Here is a 20354-nt window from a genome sequence, read left to right as displayed (position 1 = left end):
GCTGTTATTCATTTATAAATACCAGATTTCATCCGTGAGTTGTTCTATCTCTGAATGATCATGACTCACATACAGCATTGGAATCTTGATCTCCTGCTTAATACGTTGGAAAAAAGGAATAATCTCTGCTTTATGTGCCGTGTCCAACGCAGAAAGTGGTTCATCTAAAAGCAGCAATTGTGGTGAGTACAACAAGGCACGTCCCAAAGCCACCCGTTGTTTTTCTCCTCCAGACAACTTAATCGGCATACGTTCAGTCAAATGTCCCAATTTGAGCAGCTCAATGATATAGTCCGGTTCAAATTGACGTTGCTGTGGTGCAATATGCTTAAAACCAAACAGTAAATTCTGTTTAACATTTTTATGTGGGAACAGCTGTGCATCCTGAAAGACCAAGCCTACTCGACGCTGTTGTATACTGAGATGAATATTCTCTGCCTGATTAAACCAAGTCTGATTTTGGATTTTAATCCAGCCGGCTTGTGGTCGAATTAAACCTGCTATGCTATGTAAAATCGTGGTTTTGCCTGAGCCAGACGCACCAAATAAACCAATCACAGGCTGATCAGATTGAAAGCGTTGATCCAGACAAAATTGCCCTTGTTGCAACTGTATATGACAATCAATCATGCTGAATACCCACGCTTGTTTTTTTGATAACGATTGAACCACTGCGCAAACCATAGTGCAAAGAAAGCCACAGACAAGGATAGGATAATCAATCGCCATACCGCTGCTTCGGTATCAGGTTGCTGCATCAAGCTATACATTGCCAAAGGTAGGGTTCGTGTTTCACTGGCAATATTACCCACGAAAGTAATGGTTGCCCCGAACTCCCCTAAACTTCGGCAAAAACATAAAATCCCACCCACCAAAATCCCACTACTAGCGAGTGGTAGAGTCACTTGCATAAACGCCCCAAAGGAGGAAGCGCCCAAAGTCTTTGCAGCCATTTCCAAACGTTGATCGACCAACTCAATGGCCAGTCGAATCGATTGCACTAACAAAGGGAATCCCATCACAGCAGAGGCCAATACAGCTCCTTTCCAATTAAAGGCAAACTCTAAACCAAGCGGCGCAAGATACTGACCCAATAACCCACGATTACCAAACAGTTGGAGTAATAAATACCCTGGAACAACAGGCGGCAAGACCAACGGTAAAAATACCAAAGTCTCAAAGAGTGATTTTCCCCAAAACTCTTTTCGAGCCAAAACCCAAGCGACCAACGTCGCTGGGATTAAGCTAAATGCCAAACAGGTTGCTGCCACTTTGCATGACAGCTTGAGAACTTCGATTTCTTCAGGACTTAGGATCATCGTTCAGTTACTTCAACACAGTAAAACCATATTTTTTAAACACGGTTTTTGCCTGCCCACTTTGTAGAAATTTATAAAACTTGATTGAATCGGCATTTTTCTTGGTGAGGCCAACAGGGGAAATAATCGGTGGATGCGTATTTTCAGGGAAAATACCCGCTACGACCACATCTTTATTGATTGCAGCATCTGTCGCATAAACAATCCCAACCTGACATTCACCACGAGCGACAAAGTTTAATGCGGCGCGGACATCTTCAGTTTCAACCAGTTTTGATTCAACTTTGTCCCACCAACCCAGTGAGGTTAAAGCCTGTTTTGCATATTTTCCGACTGGCACACTCTTAGTATCCCCAGTACACAGCTTGCCTTGAATCGCCTTGGCTGGATCAAAGTTTTTATCCATTTTTAATTGAATTGGACGATCCTTAGGTGTAATTACCACTAAACGATTGCCTAATAAATTAATGCGATCGGTTGGCGTAACCAACTGTTTACTTTGTAGATAATCCATCCATTGCACATCTGCCGACATAAACACGTCAGCGGGTGCACCCGCTTCTATTTGTTTGGCTAAGGTAGAAGAACCTGCATACGAGGTTTTGACCTCAGTTTTATTTTTCTGTTCATAGAGTGTATCGAGTTCATTCACTGCATTGGTTAAGCTGGCAGCGGCATAAACCGTAATGGCATCCCCCGCAAATGCATACGTATGAATACATAAACTGGCTGCTAAAACTGTGCAGCATTGATAGGCTTTTTTCATCATTATTGACATTATTCTGTCCTCAAATTTCGATATGTTTTTAAAAATATATCGCTTAATAAAGATACACTAAAAATAACAATACGCCAGTCTATTCATCTTTAATAAATCATCTGTTTACATGGATTCAATGAGCATCTTTTGATCTTTGATGACTAACATTTAGTGCAAAAATCATTTTCACACCAATTCGGTGCACTACTTCATACGTTTTTAGAATGAGTGTTACTCCACATCATCTAGATCAAATATGCTCTTCATCAATCGTTATTTATCGAAAAATATAGCGTTTGACCTTATCAGGTTTCCCAAAATAAAAAAGCGCCTACTCAAACACCAACTGAATGATGCTGAATAGACGCCTTTGTCTATTACTCAGCGATAGCTAGTAAAGCGATCTTATTTTTGTTTTAGCAAAAGATGTGCCACCTCAAAAGACTGTTTTCTTTGCTGGCATTCAAAATTCAAATCAAGATTTATTGACTAATGGCTTGATCAATCTTCTTTACAAACTTTTGAATATCGCTGCTTTGGATCGTAGATTTACCTTCGCTGATTGCTTGGAATTGCTGTGCAGCCATTTCCTGCATCTTAATTTTGCCAGATGCAATATTACGATCAAAGCGCCCCATAAACTCATCAACATATTCTTTTTCAGTCACAATATGGTCGCCATTGGCATCGGTTTCAAAGAATTTTTTATCTCGCGCAGTCAAATAATCACCGAGTGTCACATATGCCTTTCCTTGACCATATTGTGTGATGAACTCATTGATATTACTTGGCATTGGCATCGAGATTGGAAGTTTGACACGGAAGCCATCATGAGTTGCCGTACTATTTTCAGATAGTTTTGCATCTTCCCCGTTAATTAAACCATCCTGATTTTTATCGAATTCATTAAATGTTTTTAAGCCTGTTTCCTGAAACTCTTTTAAAGTGAGCTTCTGATCTTTATTATTGTCCAAAATGCCATAGCGTACATGTGCCTGCTTCTCAGACATGTCACGGCGTTGTTTTAATAATGGCTCTAAGCGTGTTTGTTCATATTGTACAAACTGCTGTTGATTGACTTTTTTATTGTTTTTGAATAATGCCGCATAGTCTTGAGTATACTGCTTTAATAAAGCCGAACTGCTCTGCTCTTTATTATTTGGATGATAAAGCACATACAATGCATAAGCTTGTTGATACGCACTTGACTGATCAACCGTTTCCGCAGCAGAGGTCACAGAAGTCGCCATTGCAGTTAAACCTGCAATCATTAAAGCCAATTTTTTCATGTTCATTTCCTTAAATGTAAACATTTGCTAGATCGAAAACTTTTTTCTATCTTGCTACTAAAATAAAATTAATATTTAAATTCGATACTTGCGACAACATTACGACCTGGCTCAGCCGCACGATCAATTAGACTAGCCTGATTGGTACCGTTAATTGTTCCTACAGCTGCATAGTCCCAATAGGTTTTGTCAAAGATGTTATTAAAAGCAACATTGAGTTTGGCAAACTTAGTGACATTCCAATAAGCGGATAAATCAAATACGGCATAACCTGCCACGTGTTGGTATTGCGTATTTTCTTGAAAAGAACTTACATCTCGTGTTGCGACTCTGTCACCTACAGCAGTTGCGGTCATACCTAAACCAAATACTTTATTAGGATCATCATAGGCAAAGGTTAAGCTGCCTTTTTCTGGTTGAACTGAATTGACGCCACTCTTCGCACCATTGTTATTTTTTGCTGTTCCTTTGGTTTTTCCTGCAACCAATGCAAGGCTAAAACCATCTGATTTTGGAATGAACTGGCCTAAATCGATGCGAGTAGATAATTCTCCCCCCCAGATTTGTGCATCGGCTAAGTTTTCAGCTCGGTAATAACCATTTGGATATTGCGGTGTTATGCCGTAATTGTAGTAATCGATAAAATCTTTATATTGTGTATAAAACCCTGTGATATCAAACTTGATTCCATCAATCGAGGTATTTCTCAACCCAATCTCGAATGCATCACTGCTTTCTTTTTTCAGGTTGGAATTACCAATCACAATATAACTTGGATTGCCTGGCGTAGTTTGATAAATCCCGCCCATTTCCGTTGGTGAAGGAATACGATTCCCTTTTGAATATTTTAAATAGCTGTAGTTGGTCGGACTAAACTGATAGCTTGCTGAAAAACTTGGAGAGACATAATTAAAGTCTTTGGCCTGCACATCATTATAAGTGGTAATGTCTGGTCTAAATTCTTGACGTTCTAAACGTACCGATGGGGTTAAAGTTAGGTTTCGCCCAAAAACATCTAAACGAATATCATCAGACACAAATGCTGAATAGCGTTTCAATTCAGAGTCTAATAAATAAGCACCTTGGTAGATCGTCGTAAGTGGTGCCCCATTACGCAGATCGACTTTGGTACTGGAGAATTCTTTCTGGTCTGTAGTCAGACCATATTTGAGGGTATGATTTTTGATTGCTTTGCTTGCATCAATTTTGATGCCAACATTTTTCTCTTTATAGGTGGTTGAAAAATCACGTGCAACAGTCGCACTGTTCATAAATGAAGTATCGGTATCGCTATTGGATTCTTGATACCAGATTTTGCTATTCAACTTATCAAAAAGTAAGAAATCGTTTGGCTTATAGATGTGTTGGATACTGAATTGTGTACGGTCAATGTCCTGGTGCTGCTTCGCATCACTTTTATAATTGCTAAATAAATTGGCTGCAATATCCTTGGTATCAGACTTTTTCTTATAATAATCCGCAATGAAATTCAATTGATGCTGATCTGATAACGCCCACAAGATACGGGTTAAAACCGCATCAGAAGTCCAATCTGCGGGAAAAGCAGTAGTTTTAGAATTCGGTTTTATCTCTTGACCATCACGATGCGCATAAGCAACCAATGCTTTTAGATCATCATTTCCAATTGCGCCTGTAACAGATCCTAACCAAGCCTGATCAGCAGAGCTATAACCCGTTTTCAGTGTACCTGCAACTGTCTTCCCATCGACTAAGTAATCTTCTGGTGATTTGTTTTTAAAAGAAACTCGACCACCAATACCATCGGTTGAAACATCTGTTGTACCTGAGACAATATCAACTGTACTGAACATTTCAGGTTCAATATAATCTCGGCCTGCTCCACGCTTGCCCATACCTTTCGGTGGAATATAAGTACTGACTGTTGCATCAGCAAGATCTACCCCATCAACATCTAAACCAATTCGGTTTGCATCAATACCACGAATGTTATAGCTACTTGTGCCCGTTCCATCAAAAAACGTTCCGCTACCTGCAACCGAAAATGGCGCGTTGACCAGTGGTAAATATTTCACAATACTGGCCATATCGGTTACGCCAGTTTTATCCATATTTTCGCGATTAATGCTGGTACGAGAGACGGGTGACTCATTTTCATGTTCGGCATATACCGTAATTGTTGATAATGAGGTATATACTTTTCCCTGTTTACTCTCTTCTGCAAAGCTCCCCGAACTCACCCCTGCACCCATAAGTGCAACCAAACATACAGACAAATAACGTGGTTTTAAAACAGTCATATCGGACTTGATTGGGCTATATAGCTCAACAGGATTACGATTCATACGGGAGCCTTTTAAATGATATTGATAATCATTAAAACTGTATGTTTTTACTTATTCACTCACCCCAAATTGTGATTGAAAGTAAGAATTACAAATATACACAGATTTAATAAATGCGAATCATAATCAATTGCATTTTTATTTACAACAAATTTATCCCAAATGCGTACCCAAAAGATGTAAAAGTAGGCAGAGAATTATGCTAGAACAATGATGAGACCGAATTGAACTCATTGATTCATATTAAGCTTGAGTTATTTGATAAAAATTGCTCTAACTAACAAGATCTATCACTATATTGATAAAATTTATTATTTTTCAAAGATAAAAAAAGGTGATCAAACTCAATCACCTTTTGTCACTGCAAAATAAACCATTAGCCTCGCACAGCTAAATTCTGCTTCGGTAACAGCTTACAACCACAAGACAATGCATCATTGACTCTGGCAGCAGCTTTCCCCATCACCTGCATATTCGGATCACCGGCAATAATGGTGGCAACCGTTTTATGCTTAGGACACGTTGCCTTATCACCGACACAGGCAATCGGGATGCCTTCAATCAAAAAACTACTATTTCCAGTAATCACCTGCCCACCGCCAGTTGTAGGACAACCAATCACAATATAAGGTGTTGCCATAATCCTATCTCTCCGCAAAAAGTGCCTAAATCATTAAAGCACTTCAAACTCAATTCGACGATTTTTACGACGTCCATCTGCTGTTGTATTATCTGCAACAGGCTGGCTTGAACCTTTGCCTTCGGTACTTAAGCGATCAGCCGCAATACTTTTACTGACTAAGTAATTTTGTACCGCTGCAGCACGTTGCTGACTTAATACCGTATTCTTATTGGCATCACCAGAGCTATCGGTATGGCCAATAATTTTGACTTTCTTGCCACCAACCTTATTTAAAGCCACAGCCATTTCATCCAGTATCTGTTGTCCTGCCGCAGTCAGAATGGCACTACCTGATTCAAACTCAATGATTCGGTTCTTTAATGCATCATCAATGATCTTTTGCTCAGCCTGATTTACCGACAGCTGTGCGTTAAAGCGATAAGGCTGCTGCACCAAAGATTGAAAACTGGTTGTAGTCGGTTGAATTTGACTTGGATCAGTCATTTTTCCAGTTAAATCAACCTGAGTCCCTCTCACCTTTAACTGACCTTGTGAAATCTTTTTCAGATCTGGGGTAATGACACGAGTCACAGAATCACTCCAGCCATTCGGAGCTGAAACTGGACGAACCTGAATTTTATCGACCACTTGATCTGCACCATAGACAGACTGCATCTTAGCCAAGATTGCCTGCTTACTCGCATCATTTGGAACAACACCTTCCACCACGATTGGTGCTGCGCTAGCAAGATGACTTTGACCTAAAACACATAAGCCAAACAGTAAACTTGCCCAGATAGATTTCGGATTATTTCTCATATTCATTCATCTAAAAAAGTTTGTCTGAACAGCTTTAAACCCTGATTAAGGCTCAACTGACGCTGACAAAGTGATTGTTCTAATGTGGCAAGACCTGCATTTTGCTCAAGATAAGCATCAATCCATTGTGCTTGGATCAATGACACCCAATGCTCACTCTGCATGTTTTGAGTAAAAATATCGCTGAGTGCCATGATATCGGCACCTTGAAAACCGATGAATAAAATTGGCTCATCGCGATGTAAAATACCTATCAGAATCTCAGTATTGTTAATCCCTAAGAATCGCCCGATCATACCAACCCAGAAAGCCGCTATTTCATAACAATACATATGATTATTGATGGGTAGAATCAACACTTTATTTAAACGGCTGGTGCCATTTTTTAAGATGGGTTGTAATAACAATCCAAGCCCAATCATGCTCTGTGCCAATTCATAGACATTGATTTTCATCAATTGTGCAAAAGAATGCATGGTATGATTTTCATAGAAACCATTACATTCTGTTGCCGTGAATATCTGTACTAAATTAGGTAGGTTATTGAGTTTTTCCAGCATGATATTGGTATCACGAATACTACGAAGCACCCGATTTCTCTGGAACAGATCAACCAATACCGATTTATAATAAAACGGCGCCAACAATAGGTTTTGATACGGCTGTTCCACTTCGAGCAATTGACTTAAGACCATCGGAAATGCTCGGCCTGAGCTGTCTTGGCTGGCAATTAGATTTGCAGCCAAAAACATCGACTCAGCTGGATTGGCAATAAAGAAATCCAATGCAGGTAAAGACTCATAACGTTGCTTAAAGTCAGGCGCGCGCATGGCATGTTCCAGTGCCTCAGTAATCCACTGATCAAGCACCTGAATCAACGCATATTGTCCTTTGGATTTTAGAAAGTCTCCTCGCGCGGGTGACTTCCCATAGTATAAAGGTGTCGTTTTTACTTGTTGCATCCAAGCACCTCCTGCTGTTCCGTGATTATCCCTAACATTACGGTGCTACCCCTGCCTGTGCAGGCGCAGCTGGTTGTGCTTGTGGTGCAGCACCCGCTGGCGTTGCTTGTGCAGAAACCACGCGTACCGCCTTTTCTGTAACAACTTTATCCACCAACTGTAAGCCCGCATAACCACGGCTCGAGCCAATACTGCCTGAGCTATTGCCACTAATTAGTCGGAAATTCACTTTTAAGGTTAACGATGGCTCAGTTTTACTGGTCCAAGTCATTTCAAAGCTACCATTTTGCTCTTTACGCTGTGCCGCATCGATCAAACGGTTAATACCATATTCACCAGGTTCTTCGAAAATGGTATGGGTTTTACCTTCCAAATCAACTGCAGTAATACGTGCACCTGGAATAGCCCCTTGGTTCGGCCAAACGAAGTTCACCCATTGTTGAATACCATTTTCAAACACCATACGTTGACCATCAATATCAATGGTGTACGACAGGTATTGTGGATTCGGTAATGGATAGAACTGGAAGTTCGATTGATTCGATACGGGCGCTGCCGCAGGCTGATCTAAACTTCCTGTCGCCATACCATTGATTGGCGCAACATATTGCTGGAATGCCATCACAAACTGAGGGTTCAAGCTAATACCTAAGTCTTTCCATGTTTTCGAAGTCAGGACATAACCACGACGAATCACAAATGGATCCAAGGCTTCTTTCACAAAGCGTGCAATGCTACCTGTTTCACCAAAGATCTGACCAATTTCATTACTGGTCGCCTGCAAAGTCACGCTCGAATTAAATGGATATTTCTGACTTAAATTGGTTTTGAATGGTTGATAAGCTTGAATGCCCCACAATTTATTCAATTCATCTTGAGTCGGTAAAATTAAGCTTGAAAATGATTGTGTCAGTGGCGTCATCAACAATTTTTGTAGCAACTGCTGATCGGTATCTTTCAATCCGACCATCATCTTCTCATCGACATATTTCTGAGTAAGATTGAATACAGACGTTTGATCATTGATGGTTTGTTTGACCAAGGCCATTGCACTTGGACCAATCTCGCCCGCTGTTTTCAGATCATTAAACTTACTACGCACTTGCGCAAGGTTGTTCATGTACTCATCAAATAATGATTTATCTTGTAAATCATCACGCTTACGTACCAACTGATAGAACATTTGATATTCTTGTGAAATTGCACCTTGTGCTTTATTCACCGCCTGAGCAGCAGCTTTGTCATCTGAATTATTCAAGACTTTACGTTTGAACCATGCCACAAAGCCTTTTTCTGGCACAGCCAGTTCAGCTTGCACAATTGGGTTATCCCAGTTGGTCTCAATCGCAATGCGTTGTAATAACGTACGAATCGGTGAATTTTGTGGCTCACCTAAAATATCAATCGTCTTGACTTGCTGAGTGAATTGATCATTTTTGGCATAATAAATACCGTTCAGGAATTTTTTCCATTCCATCACGTATTCTTGTTTATACAATGCCACCAGTTGCTTACGAATTTGCTCTGGGCTACCCGAGAAAGTTAAATCATCAGATTGACGACTGTTTAATACCCAGTCTTTACTGTCTGTTGGTTTATTCGCAGCTTCATCAATTGCTTTTTCAACATACTCATCCCATGCTTTTTGGGTAAACACACCCGGTAAAGCATAACTCCCTAACACAATGGCACGGTTTTGTTCACCTACGATCTGTCCTACCGTTACCGCTGGGAAACGTACAGCAGCACGCATTTTGATTTCGTTATAAACACGATCACGCGCAGGCATACCACGAATCACGGACAATAAAACTTGGCGAGTCTGATCAACTACTTGAGCATCGGTTTCCAATACAGGGAAACCCTCTTGATTCGCCAAAGTCATAGCATAAGACAGGATCTTTTCCGCATCCTGAATCATTTCACCACGAGGCATTTGTCCACGATTGGCATCCAACCAAGAACGCCAGAAACGTGAAACCTGATCACTTAAATGACTGGTATCCATATATTCAGGATTACTCATCATTAAATAGGCTTTTAATGCGTTATAGGCATCTTGCGGATTGCTGTCTGAAGGTTCTAAATATTGTTGTGTCTTCGCGACTTGCTTGATTTCGACATTGACATGATTGGCTTTCAAGGTCGCTTCATTATTTTTCACACGTTGCAAATATTGCGCAATATTCTGTTGTGTCGGGGTCAAGACGATTTGCTTAATCCCTTTGAGATACTCAGCTTTTAAGCTTTCGCGTAATTGATTACCTTGATAAAGACCAAAGCTGAATTTAAGCGGACGATTGTCATCAAACTCATCCAGCTGTTGTAAACGTTCTTGTAAAATCAACAATGCTTCAAGTTGGGTCGATAATTGTTGGCCCGAAGTTTTCTCCAAGTGCACCACTTTATCTAAGTCAGCCTGAACATCTGCAATTAGTTGCTGATTGTTACGATATGACCAGACCCAGACACCCAATACCAAAGAAACACCCACCAACGCAGCAATAAAAGCAATATAACGCTGACGCTTTTTCGCAGGGTTGATGTGTTGTTTGACCAGATCCTTATCTCGCAAAATCACATTAGAGAATAGACCTTGCAAGAAATAACCATGATTCGGTGCAACCGATTGCGCAGTCCCATCTTGTCCATTGCCTTGAATTTGCTGAAGTTGGAATTCTTGGGCAATATTTTCCGTCATTGGGCTTTCAATTACGCCCTCCTGCAATGCGCTGGTAAAATAAAAACCACGGAAAACGGGTTGGAACTGATATGGATTGTCTTCAAACAATGTACCAATAAAGCTTTTTAAGGCTGGTTTTAATGTTTTAAATTCCAATGGGAATGTCATTACACTCGGAGAAATATTCTGCGAATGGCGACGACTCAAATGCGTGGTACTCACACTCTTTAAGCCGTCATAAAGCAAGCTGTAATGTTTATCGAATAACTCTACTGCATTTTGAGAAGAGTTTTGCTCATAAGGCAGTGTTGCACCCCATGCCTGATTATATTCTTGTGATTCATAACAATCGAAGAACTCGGTAAAACCTGCGATCAAATCCATTTTCGAAAAGACCAAATACACAGGTACAACCACTTCAAGCTTTTCAGTTAGATCTTGAATACGGGCACGCAGATTTTTCGCTAATTTCAATGAGTTTTCAGGACTTTGGCTAATTAACTCAGCAATACTGACAATCAGAATCAAACCATTGACTGGGGCTTTAGAGCGGTTTTTCTTCAAAATATTTAAAAAGCCTAACCACTCGGTATGATCTTCTGAATAAACTGAATAACGACCTGCGGTATCAAGTAAAATCCCTTCAGTAGAAAAAAACCAGTCACAGTTACGTGTACCGCTTAAACCTGCTGAAACCATCTTTTGATGAGTTTCTTCAAATGGAAATTTCAAACCAGAATTATAAATTGCAGAACTTTTGCCAGCTGCGGGATTACCAATCACCATATACCACGGCAATTCGTATAAGGCTGCATTGCCTTTTTTATCCCCCAATTTAGATTTACGAATCAGTTGAATCGATTCTTTCATCTGCTGCTGGATTAACTGTAACTCAGCCTTATCTTTGTGTTGACCATATTCAGCTTGGCTATCTTGCTCAATTGCATTGGCAAGTTCCTCACCTTGTTCCGCATGGCGTTTTCTTTGAATGAGCCAATAAATGCCGTAGACAATTAAGCCCAGTGCATATGTTGCTGCCAATGCCCAAAAAATATGGCGTGGAATGGACGAATATGAAGAAATCAGTGCCACGAATAAAGACAAAGCAATAATTGCTTTAGGATTCGTGATGTACTGCCAAAGATAACCTAAAATGATATACATTGAGTTCTCGAATTCTTAATAAAGTTAATCAATTAGCAATTGCTACGCTGTCCTGATCTGGTTCGACCTCAGGAAACGCTTGAATAAATGCTTGTAAATTTTGTCCATAAACAAAGGCAACTTGTTGCTCAGGAAGATGTGCCCCCAACATCAATCCAAAAAGTTTTGCCACGTTTTGGGTGTGTCCAAAAATAGGTTTGCAATATAAATAATGGTGCGGTTCTACTGGACTTTGGGTAAAGAACTGCTCTAATTTTTTCACCACCTTAATATCTGAACCATCTTCAACGACCAATACAAAAGGTTCTTCCGCTTGATATTGTGGTAGATCATTAATCTCTAACTGTTGGAATATCTGCTTTAAATTATTTTGATTGACGACAAGATTAAATGTCTTTTCTGGCTGCAACTGCGCCAATTGGACCGCAGGATGTGCCAAACAACTACTGCTAATAAATTCAGCAGGAATATACGCACTGGCTCCCCAAGATTTTTCATCAATAATGTCTTGGTCAATTTCTGAATCACTGGCAAGAATGAGTGAAATTTCATGCGGTTGATTCTGAATCCGCTCAAATAATTCAATCAAATGCTGTTCTGTCGATGCAGCACTGAGATAATGATATTCAATATGAAATTTTTGCGGGATGATGCCTAAATCATAAAAAATGTTTTGGATCGTTTCATTACTACTCGCATCATTCCAGGTATGCACCACATCCTCAGATAACAGAATATGTAGGTTCAGCTTGTCTAATCGATAGACTTGTTCAACCTGAATCGCTTCACCCTCATCCTCTCCCCAAAAACTTGGATCAATCCATGCGGGATGCATCCGATATTCATGCAGGTTTTGACTTTCATAAAACAAACTAGACTGCTTTAAGTGATCTGAGATCGACACTAAAAGTTCGGTATGCTGTTCCAGTTGATGTTGAATCAATGCCATGATGCGCTGCTGTCGAACGGGTAAAAACTGCAACTCCTCCTCATCCTCACTTTGAAGCTGTGGATCTAAGTCTTCAATTCGATAAGAAAGAATGGGAACACCATGAAAGTTCACCAGATTGCGATCTAACTGTGGACTGCTAAACTGTTTAATGCCGTCAATAATTGAATCATTTTCACCTAAAGCACTGTAAGCACTCGCCGCATATAAGTTTAACTTTAACCATTTACTGTCTTGAGCAATAGGTTGAGCTTCAGTCGATTCACCTTCCTGATTTTGTGCAGCCAGCTCGGCTTGTTGCTTTTTCTCTTGACGATGTTTGTACGCTTTATAAATCAACCAAGGTGAAAGCAAAATAAACGTAATCGCAACAGGTAAGATCAGGAAATAATTAATCAGATCAGCAGATTCAGGCTGATACTGAATATCTCGCCAATAATAGATAACAATCAACCCAACCAAAATAAAACAGCTGATCAGCGTTGCCAAAATTTTCTTTATCATTATGCCGCTCCTAAAAGTGCATAACGAGTCTCGCTGTTATGTTGTAATTGTGCCGATGGCATTAAAAATGCCCCCTGTCCCAAACCGATTTCATGTCCTGAATCCAAGCGAATTGGCGCAACTTCGGTCTTATCTAAAATTAAACGCACATCAATAAATAACGTTGGGCTGCACCACGTTTGGATTAAATGTTTTAACTTTTTATTTAAGGGCTGATCAGGTAAAAATGCTAAATACTGTTCACGACACAAAGGTCCAATTTGAATCTCGATTTTTCCATCAATTTGCTGAACCGTATCACCACAAAAGGTATTCACCCCAAGCAAACTCGGATTATTCCCACCCAAACTGGTCTTTTGTTCATCACCCAGCTTAAACTTTTCTTTTACAAATTCTTGTATTTGCACTTGCTCATTGAACACACAAGACAAAACCGTTTTTAGAGCATGTGCAGTGTTGTTCTGACCCTGCATCAAACCAGAAAATTCTGCAAAATATTCATCTAAATCATGTTGTTCATGCTGAGCACGAACATAACCATTTAACGCATGCAAAATATCTAGATAATGATTATCTTGTTCGATTTCATATCGAACTGCCAGATTATAAGTCAAGCTGGCATCGACATATTTGGCTGTAAGCTTATGGTTAAATAGGCCTAGAAACTCTTTAATCTCAAGTCGTTGCTGACGCGTACTTTGTTTTAATTTATTGGTATAGGTATAAGGAAGTGCACCTTGTGTACCGGTTAAGCCGACCACTAAATTGGTCAAATGAATCCGCTGATCTTGATAACTCAGCTCTTCAATCTCTGTCGCGGGGAAACTTAAACTAAAAGATGTGCCAAATTTAAAATCGTCAGACCAATCCTGTTGCTGTGCTGCTTCTGCATGATGGCGCAACAACCGCGTCGATTGAACAAACTCAAACGATCCTGATTTTTTAAAGACTTGATCGACTACAGAAGAGTCTTGCCACCAACGTTCTGCACGCATTGGTATATCTCCTGTTGGTTAAGACTATCTTTGACGACCACATCAACAAAACTGTTAATTTGAACTTTCAGATTAAAAATATGACTCAATAATTGACTAAAAATATATAAACTATGACCTCTAAATACACTCTTATTCACGGCCAATTCTGCTTTTACACCACGAATAAACATGGGAAAAGGCTTCGCATTCATCAGCTTGTTGGTGGTTGAGAAACTCAACTGCTTCAAAGCATCAATCAATAAAATATTTTCTTTAGAGTGCGGTAAATTATATAAAGCCAACAGTTCCTTTACATGGCTCAATGCATCCCCTTTCATCAGTGCCAAGGTATTGAGCGAAAGATGAGAAATAATGCGCCACTGCTCGTTGCTGTTTTTATCAAAATGATAAGGAGAAGTCGGACGCTTTAGAATCAAAGCACGTCTTGCCAGACTACTATCATTTAAATTAAGAATATTATTGCTTTGGCTTAATGCCTCATGTGGCAAATCACCATTTGAACAAAGTAATCTGGTACTTATAAAATCAGACTTAATTTCATACGGCTTCAAATGCTTAGAAACAATTGAATAACCCATTTGCATAGTTTTGGTTTGTGTCGGCAAATAATTTAAAGAATAGAAAAACTGAACCTTATCATTGTGATAATGACTCATCGCAAAAAAAGGCAAAACAGCAAGATGAGTTTGTTCCTGATTGGTTTTTTCACGTACCATGTTCATTTCAATAATTGAATAAACTTGATACAACTCAGGATGATGTGCATCCGTAACCAATGGATATTGCAGTTGCGTATGTGAATTTTTTTGTGGTTCGGCCTGCTTTTCAAACAGATTGATTGCAGGCGTGGTAAATAATTTAAAGTTGGCAATATTCAGCTCTGAATAATTACGCACAATGGCTTGGTCATTCAAATTTAGTTTGAGGTGAATCAAGACTTCAAAACTATTCTGCTGTTGCAGCAGACCTTTTAAAACACTTAAGTCAAAGTTCAAATAGTTGAATTTTTCAGGAAAACAAAAGTATTCCATCAACAAGCGATAAGCATGATGAGTATGCTGATCAATCGGTAAGAGACTTTCCTGCTCACTAAACCCCATCACGGCAAATGGATTGGCAATTTCAACCACACGTTGTCCGACCCGAATCGAAAAGCCCGTTTCTTTACGAAAAATACTGTCCAAAACCTGCAAAGGAAAATTTGAAATCGCATCCAAATAGATCGGCAGTTTTTCATCCAAAAGCCATTGTTGAGCATCATTAAAAATTTCAAATTTCAGACTCAAAGTCGCATTCTGATTCAAATGCATATGTGTACTTGGCGACGTCTGAAATTCAAGATTGGTTAATGTAATTGGTAATAAGCGTACTTCATTACTGGTATTAAACTCACACTGAACTCCTTTAAAGCTACGAGATTTCAAGGCAGTTTTCTGCGGAATGATATGTGCAGCGGTAAGTTGTTTGAGCTTATTGATATCTTCAAAACTGACGACAGTACAGGCTGGGAAATGACGTAGATATTGAGGAAACATGACCTCAAATAGAGAGTGAGTAAACAGGTCATAACTGTCTGCTAACTTTTTATCGATACGTGCAGCAATCAGTGAAAAGGCCTGAATCAACCGTTCAATATGCGGGTCATCAATTTGTTCTTGATTTAAAGAGAGGCGTTGCGCAATCTTTGGATATTTCTGCGCAAACTCTCGAGATTGTTGACCGAATTCTTGTAGTTGTTTTTCATAATACGGTAAAAGTTGCTCTATCACAGTTCGCTCACACTAAGTTCTGGCAGAAATAACATATTGTTGTGTTGTTGGTTTGAGTAAAGCGTCAAAAAAAACAGGTTCATAGAGTGGGTGAATATTTAAGTAAGCCTGAATACTTAAACACAGCGATCCCATATTATGGCCGTCCAAGAGCATCTCAACTTTGATCTGCCGCAATCTTGGTTCATGCGCTGCAATAGACTGTTCGATCGACTGACAAATCTTGTCCCGATCGAGTGGGTTGGCGGTAGACAAGCCAACAAAATCAATGATTCCAAACTGCAAAATCGATTTTTTTGCCAGTGGGAATTCATCCATATCTCGGTCAAACTGTGCAATTCGACTATTCAGCAAGTCTTCCAAATCATGAGCAACGGACTCTCGTAATTGCTGAATCGACATCCCTCTTAAATAATCTTCTTGCTCTGGTACTAAACGATCAAATAATGTTGATCTGAATCCGTATGGATATAAATGATCTAAATTCATTTTTATAAGAACAAAAACTTGGAAAAAATAGAGGCTAATAGGCAACTATTAACCTCTATTAGAAAATCACAATACCAATTACGCAGCGTATGAAGCTGTGTTATTAGAAAGTGACCATTTCTTAGTAACAGCACCTTTCGCAGTACCGTTAATGTCTTGTTGGTTATAAGTCCACTCAACAGCAGCGTATTTCAAACCAAATGTTTCTGTTGGTACACCTTCTTCATTTACAGTTGGTGTAACGCTAGATACAAGCACGTGTTTTAATTTGATTTGTAAGTACTTGATACGCTTGTCACCATTTGCACGGTAATAATCGATTTGTACTTCGTCAAATGTATAACCCGCAGAACAAGCTTCCCAAAGTTTTGGACTCGTTGCATCCAAATCTTTAACGAAAATCATGTCTGAGTGTTCAACACGTTCAGCAGTGTGGCCACCAACGCTACTTGAAGTCGCAGATTTTGGTTGACGAATGTTATGAGCCCAAGAGTTAACTTCAAGCCAACCTTTGTGTTCAGAATCGCGAGATTCTCCGTCTACCTTGTACTTACCACGAAACTCAACATATATATCTTTCATTTAAAATTTACCTCTATTTTATTTAAAGTTATTATCTAGCTGATCTCATTATTAATTTGAGGACTGAGGTAGTTCAGTCACGAGTCGTAAAGAAACAGACAACTCGTCCAGCTGGAAATGCGGTCTTAAGAAAACCACAGACTTGTAGTGACCCGGTTGAGCTGGATCTTCTACAACTTTTACAGATGCCTCACGAAGCGGATATTGTGCTTTTGCTTCTTGAGATGCACCATCATCTAGCAAGACATATTGAGAAAGCCATTCATTTAAAAATGCTTCAACATTGCCTGCAGATGCAAAACTACCCACTTTGTCACGCATCATTGCTTTCAAATAATGAGCAATGCGCGATACCGCCATGATGTATTGGATTTGACTTGAAAGTGCTGAGTTCGCATTCGCCGTATCACTGTCATATTTCTTCGGTTTTTGTGCAGATTGAGCACCAAAGAAAGCAGCGTAATCGGTATTTTTACAGTGAACTAATGGGATAAAACCAAGATCACTGAGTTCTTTTTCACGACGGTCTGTAATTGCAATTTCAGTTGGACACTTAAATACAACTTCACCATCCGAAGTTTTAAATGTATGTACTGGCAAGCCTTCAACTAAACCACCACCCTCAACACCACGAATCGCAGCACACCAACCATGCATATCAAATGCGTTGGTTAAACGGGTACCAAATGCATATGCCGCATTCATCCACAAATAATCATCGTGGTTTTCACCCGAGACATCTTCGATGAAGTTGAAACCTTCAGTCGCAGTCCCTTCTTTCGGGTGATACGGTAAACGACCTAAAACGTGTGGCATGGTCAATGCAACATAGCGAGAGTCTTCGCTGTCACGGAAAGAGCGCCATTGTACGTATTCTGCTGTTTCAAAGATTTTTGAAACATCACGTGGACGGTCAATATCCGTAAACGATTCAAGACCTAAAATGCTTGGGCTTGCTGCTGAAACAAATGGCGCATGTGCTGCTGCAGCAACATGAGAGATCTGCTCCAATAAATACATATCTGATGGTGTACGATCAAACTCGAAATCACCAATCAAAGCTGCATATGGTGCACCACCGAATGAACCGTATTCTTCTTCATAAATCTTTTTAAACAAGGTGCTTTGATCAAAATCAGTTGCGCCTTGGAAGTCTTTCACCAACTCTTTTTTAGTCGTATTTAACATACGAATTTTGATCATTGAGTTAGATGGTGTTTCTTGGCAGAAATAGTAAAGTCCACGCCAAGTTGATTCGATTTTTTGAAATTGTTCGTGATGTATAATTTCGCTCAATTGATTTGAAATGAGCGCATCAATTTCAGCAATACGCTTATCAATCGACAAAGTCATGTTTTCAGAAACTGTAATCGTTCCGGCCATAACTTCTTTTGCTAGCTCACCAATCAAACTTTTTGCACGAACATGCTCATCGTCATTACGTGCAATGCGACTTTGCTCAACAATTGAATCCAGCAAATTTGCTGATTCAGCTTCTACACTTGCTGCTGCGGCTGCTTGTAAATTACTCATTTTCAGCCTCCGCACTCAATTGACGAACTTGATCGGTATTTTTTAATACTTCATCCAGCAAATCTTCTAAACGTTCGCTGTTTGAAATTTTATTACGCAAATCAGTCAAACGTTCACGCGCTGCAACCAGTTTACGTAATGGATCAACTTGCTGAACCACTTGTTCAGGACGGAAATCTTCCATTGAGTTAAACGTTAAATCAACAGACATGCGTCCGCCTTCTTCCGTCAAGGTATTTTCAACTTGGAAAGCTGCACGCGGTGCCAAAGATTCCATCACTTCATCAATATTATCTAAATCGACATTGATGAACTTTTTGTCTTTTAATTTGGTTTTTTCCAACTCAGATGCAGCTGAGAAATCACCCATTACACCAACAACAAAAGGGAGTTCTTTTGACTCTTTACCATCACCAACTTCGACATCGTATGTCAGTTGTACACGAGGCGGACGTATGCGTTGCAGTTTTTTCTGTACGCTTTCTCTCTTTGCCATAACTTTTCACCCTTGATTATTATTTCAACGAATCGAATGGATTCGAACCTGTCTTTTGAACAGTATTTGGTTGTTTAGTAACTGTCGGTGCTACCGCCGTCTGACGTTTAGCGGGTGCAGTTGTCTGATTTACAGTACTACGTGTCGGTTGTGTTGTACGTACTTTTCTGTTTGTTGTACGTCGCGTTGTGTTATTGGTTGAAGTATTTCGAACTTCTTTCTTCACTGACTCGTCAGTGATTGCCTTACTGGTTGAGGTGTCTGGGGCAGGTACAGCAGCACGGATACTGTCACTCAGCTGTTTTGCTGGTGGATACGTGAGTTCATTACTCAAATAACGCATTTCACTTGAACGCATGTGCTGTAATGCTTCATTGGCCACTTCAACACTGGCTAAAAAAGTAACATCCGTTAAAGTTGCGCCACGTACGTTTTGCTCTTGTAATTGCGTTGCCAGTTTTAAAGCATTCATCGGTTGCTTTAATTCATACATACGCATTGCGGCTTGGGCCAATAAATCATTTAGACGTGAAGCATTATCTTTATCACAAGCTTGTTGATAAAGATCCAATAAAGCATGATCCGTTTGGTTTGCAGCCAACGGATATTGTTTTATGCATTTACTTTTTAATTTAATTGGTTTTATTTCTTTATCATCAGCATAAACTGAATTACCTATTAAACTCGCTGTTATACAAAGAATTGAAATTACAATACCTTTTTTCAAAATATGCCTCGTATTATTTAACTTATAATTGAAGAGCTGACAATTATTGTTAAAAAACCCTCTTACTCGTCAATTTTTGTACATTTACATCATTTCCGCGAATTTAACAAAAAAAACACATACAAAGTCAATACTAGTTACGTTTATTAACATTATTAAATTTTCATGACAGACATTCTTGTAAAAAAAAACTTTAATCCCGTGCAATTTTTGTTTAAAAGTGACATTTTTTGTTGTAGAATAATCTGTATACTCGTGTAGAGTTATATTAAGTTTTTGATTTTATTCAAAAAATATTTCTAGCAAAAACAACCATATCAAGTTAGAACTTCGCGAATAGGACTTGGTATTTAAAAATTATTGTG

General features: G+C 39.4%; 17 protein-coding genes. All 17 read right to left on the bottom strand.

From position 1 onward, the window contains the following. Positions 1 to 12 precede the first annotated feature (12 nt). Positions 13 to 630 carry an ATP-binding cassette domain-containing protein gene (locus tag F887_RS12300; RefSeq protein WP_005292667.1) on the bottom strand — a complete coding sequence of 206 codons (618 nt, stop codon included), beginning with the start codon at positions 628 to 630 and terminating at the stop codon, positions 13 to 15. Next, a complete protein-coding gene (modB, locus tag F887_RS12305) occupies positions 627 to 1319 on the bottom strand; it encodes a molybdate ABC transporter permease subunit (protein ID WP_005292665.1) in 693 nt (230 codons plus the stop codon). The genes F887_RS12300 and modB overlap by 4 nt, the downstream gene beginning before the upstream one ends. A 7-nt stretch (positions 1320 to 1326) precedes the next feature. Then, the gene (modA, locus tag F887_RS12310; RefSeq protein ID WP_005292663.1) at positions 1327 to 2097 is read right to left on the bottom strand and encodes a molybdate ABC transporter substrate-binding protein; all 771 of its coding nucleotides are present in this window, start codon (positions 2095 to 2097) and stop codon (positions 1327 to 1329) included. A gap of 464 nt (positions 2098 to 2561) precedes the next feature. Beyond that, positions 2562 to 3368 carry a hypothetical protein gene (locus F887_RS12315; RefSeq protein ID WP_005292660.1) on the bottom strand — a complete coding sequence of 269 codons (807 nt, stop codon included), beginning with the start codon at positions 3366 to 3368 and terminating at the stop codon, positions 2562 to 2564. A gap of 68 nt (positions 3369 to 3436) precedes the next feature. Beyond that, a complete protein-coding gene (locus F887_RS12320; protein ID WP_005292658.1) occupies positions 3437 to 5692 on the bottom strand; it encodes a TonB-dependent hemoglobin/transferrin/lactoferrin family receptor in 2256 nt (751 codons plus the stop codon). Positions 5693 to 6068: 376 nt separating this feature from the next. Further along, positions 6069 to 6332 carry a PAAR domain-containing protein gene (locus tag F887_RS12325; RefSeq protein ID WP_005190378.1) on the bottom strand — a complete coding sequence of 88 codons (264 nt, stop codon included), beginning with the start codon at positions 6330 to 6332 and terminating at the stop codon, positions 6069 to 6071. 33 nt (positions 6333 to 6365) lie between these two features. Next, positions 6366 to 7139, bottom strand: coding sequence for an OmpA family protein (locus F887_RS12330; RefSeq protein WP_005292656.1), 774 nt, complete (start codon positions 7137 to 7139; stop codon positions 6366 to 6368). Next, entirely contained in the window at positions 7136 to 8095 is a 960-nt protein-coding gene (tagF, locus tag F887_RS12335) for a type VI secretion system-associated protein TagF (protein WP_005292654.1), read from the bottom strand. The genes F887_RS12330 and tagF overlap by 4 nt, the downstream gene beginning before the upstream one ends. A 37-nt stretch (positions 8096 to 8132) precedes the next feature. Beyond that, the gene (gene tssM, locus F887_RS12340; RefSeq protein WP_005292652.1) at positions 8133 to 11942 is read right to left on the bottom strand and encodes a type VI secretion system membrane subunit TssM; all 3810 of its coding nucleotides are present in this window, start codon (positions 11940 to 11942) and stop codon (positions 8133 to 8135) included. Between the two features lie 28 nt (positions 11943 to 11970). Beyond that, a complete protein-coding gene (locus F887_RS12345) occupies positions 11971 to 13395 on the bottom strand; it encodes a hypothetical protein (RefSeq protein WP_005292650.1) in 1425 nt (474 codons plus the stop codon). After that, entirely contained in the window at positions 13395 to 14390 is a 996-nt protein-coding gene (gene tssG / locus F887_RS12350; protein WP_005292646.1) for a type VI secretion system baseplate subunit TssG, read from the bottom strand. The genes F887_RS12345 and tssG overlap by 1 nt, the downstream gene beginning before the upstream one ends. Beyond that, positions 14354 to 16162 (bottom strand): type VI secretion system baseplate subunit TssF, encoded by a 1809-nt coding sequence (tssF, locus tag F887_RS12355; RefSeq protein ID WP_005292644.1) that lies wholly within the window; start codon positions 16160 to 16162, stop codon positions 14354 to 14356. Before tssF ends, tssG begins: the two co-directional genes overlap by 37 nt. A 12-nt stretch (positions 16163 to 16174) precedes the next feature. Next, positions 16175 to 16651, bottom strand: a complete 477-nt coding sequence (gene tssE, locus F887_RS12360) for a type VI secretion system baseplate subunit TssE (RefSeq protein WP_032862794.1) — start codon at positions 16649 to 16651, stop codon at positions 16175 to 16177. Positions 16652 to 16729: 78 nt separating this feature from the next. Continuing rightward, entirely contained in the window at positions 16730 to 17233 is a 504-nt protein-coding gene (locus F887_RS12365) for an Hcp family type VI secretion system effector (RefSeq protein WP_005151564.1), read from the bottom strand. A 51-nt stretch (positions 17234 to 17284) separates the two neighbouring features. After that, positions 17285 to 18766, bottom strand: a complete 1482-nt coding sequence (gene tssC / locus F887_RS12370; RefSeq protein ID WP_005292639.1) for a type VI secretion system contractile sheath large subunit — start codon at positions 18764 to 18766, stop codon at positions 17285 to 17287. Continuing rightward, positions 18759 to 19262, bottom strand: coding sequence for a type VI secretion system contractile sheath small subunit (gene tssB / locus F887_RS12375; RefSeq protein ID WP_004805522.1), 504 nt, complete (start codon positions 19260 to 19262; stop codon positions 18759 to 18761). The genes tssC and tssB overlap by 8 nt, the downstream gene beginning before the upstream one ends. 19 nt (positions 19263 to 19281) lie before the next feature. Then, a complete protein-coding gene (locus F887_RS12380; RefSeq protein WP_005292637.1) occupies positions 19282 to 19989 on the bottom strand; it encodes a hypothetical protein in 708 nt (235 codons plus the stop codon). Between the last annotated feature and the right edge of the window lie 365 nt (positions 19990 to 20354).

Source organism: Acinetobacter sp. NIPH 2100 (assembly GCF_000369805.1).
Classification (GTDB): domain Bacteria; phylum Pseudomonadota; class Gammaproteobacteria; order Pseudomonadales; family Moraxellaceae; genus Acinetobacter.
The sequence above is the reverse complement of the archived record's forward strand: the minus strand, read 5'-3'. Positions and strand labels throughout refer to the sequence as shown.

Bases quoted from the DNA above. Each gene is read 5' to 3' on its own strand.
- F887_RS12365 (WP_005151564.1), bottom strand. From the start codon at position 17,233: ATGAAAGATATATATGTTGAGTTTCGTGGTAAGTACAAGGTAGACGGA.
- tssE (WP_032862794.1), bottom strand. From the start codon at position 16,651: ATGAATTTAGATCATTTATATCCATACGGATTCAGATCAACATTATTT.
- F887_RS12325 (WP_005190378.1), bottom strand. From the start codon at position 6,332: ATGGCAACACCTTATATTGTGATTGGTTGTCCTACAACTGGCGGTGGG.
- modA (WP_005292663.1), bottom strand. From the start codon at position 2,097: ATGTCAATAATGATGAAAAAAGCCTATCAATGCTGCACAGTTTTAGCA.
- tagF (WP_005292654.1), bottom strand. From the start codon at position 8,095: ATGCAACAAGTAAAAACGACACCTTTATACTATGGGAAGTCACCCGCG.
- F887_RS12330 (WP_005292656.1), bottom strand. From the start codon at position 7,139: ATGAATATGAGAAATAATCCGAAATCTATCTGGGCAAGTTTACTGTTT.
- F887_RS12315 (WP_005292660.1), bottom strand. From the start codon at position 3,368: ATGAAAAAATTGGCTTTAATGATTGCAGGTTTAACTGCAATGGCGACT.
- F887_RS12300 (WP_005292667.1), bottom strand. From the start codon at position 630: ATGATTGATTGTCATATACAGTTGCAACAAGGGCAATTTTGTCTGGAT.
- tssM (WP_005292652.1), bottom strand. From the start codon at position 11,942: ATGTATATCATTTTAGGTTATCTTTGGCAGTACATCACGAATCCTAAA.
- F887_RS12345 (WP_005292650.1), bottom strand. From the start codon at position 13,395: ATGATAAAGAAAATTTTGGCAACGCTGATCAGCTGTTTTATTTTGGTT.
- tssG (WP_005292646.1), bottom strand. From the start codon at position 14,390: ATGCGTGCAGAACGTTGGTGGCAAGACTCTTCTGTAGTCGATCAAGTC.
- F887_RS12320 (WP_005292658.1), bottom strand. From the start codon at position 5,692: ATGAATCGTAATCCTGTTGAGCTATATAGCCCAATCAAGTCCGATATG.
- tssC (WP_005292639.1), bottom strand. From the start codon at position 18,766: ATGAGTAATTTACAAGCAGCCGCAGCAGCAAGTGTAGAAGCTGAATCA.
- tssB (WP_004805522.1), bottom strand. From the start codon at position 19,262: ATGGCAAAGAGAGAAAGCGTACAGAAAAAACTGCAACGCATACGTCCG.
- modB (WP_005292665.1), bottom strand. From the start codon at position 1,319: ATGATCCTAAGTCCTGAAGAAATCGAAGTTCTCAAGCTGTCATGCAAA.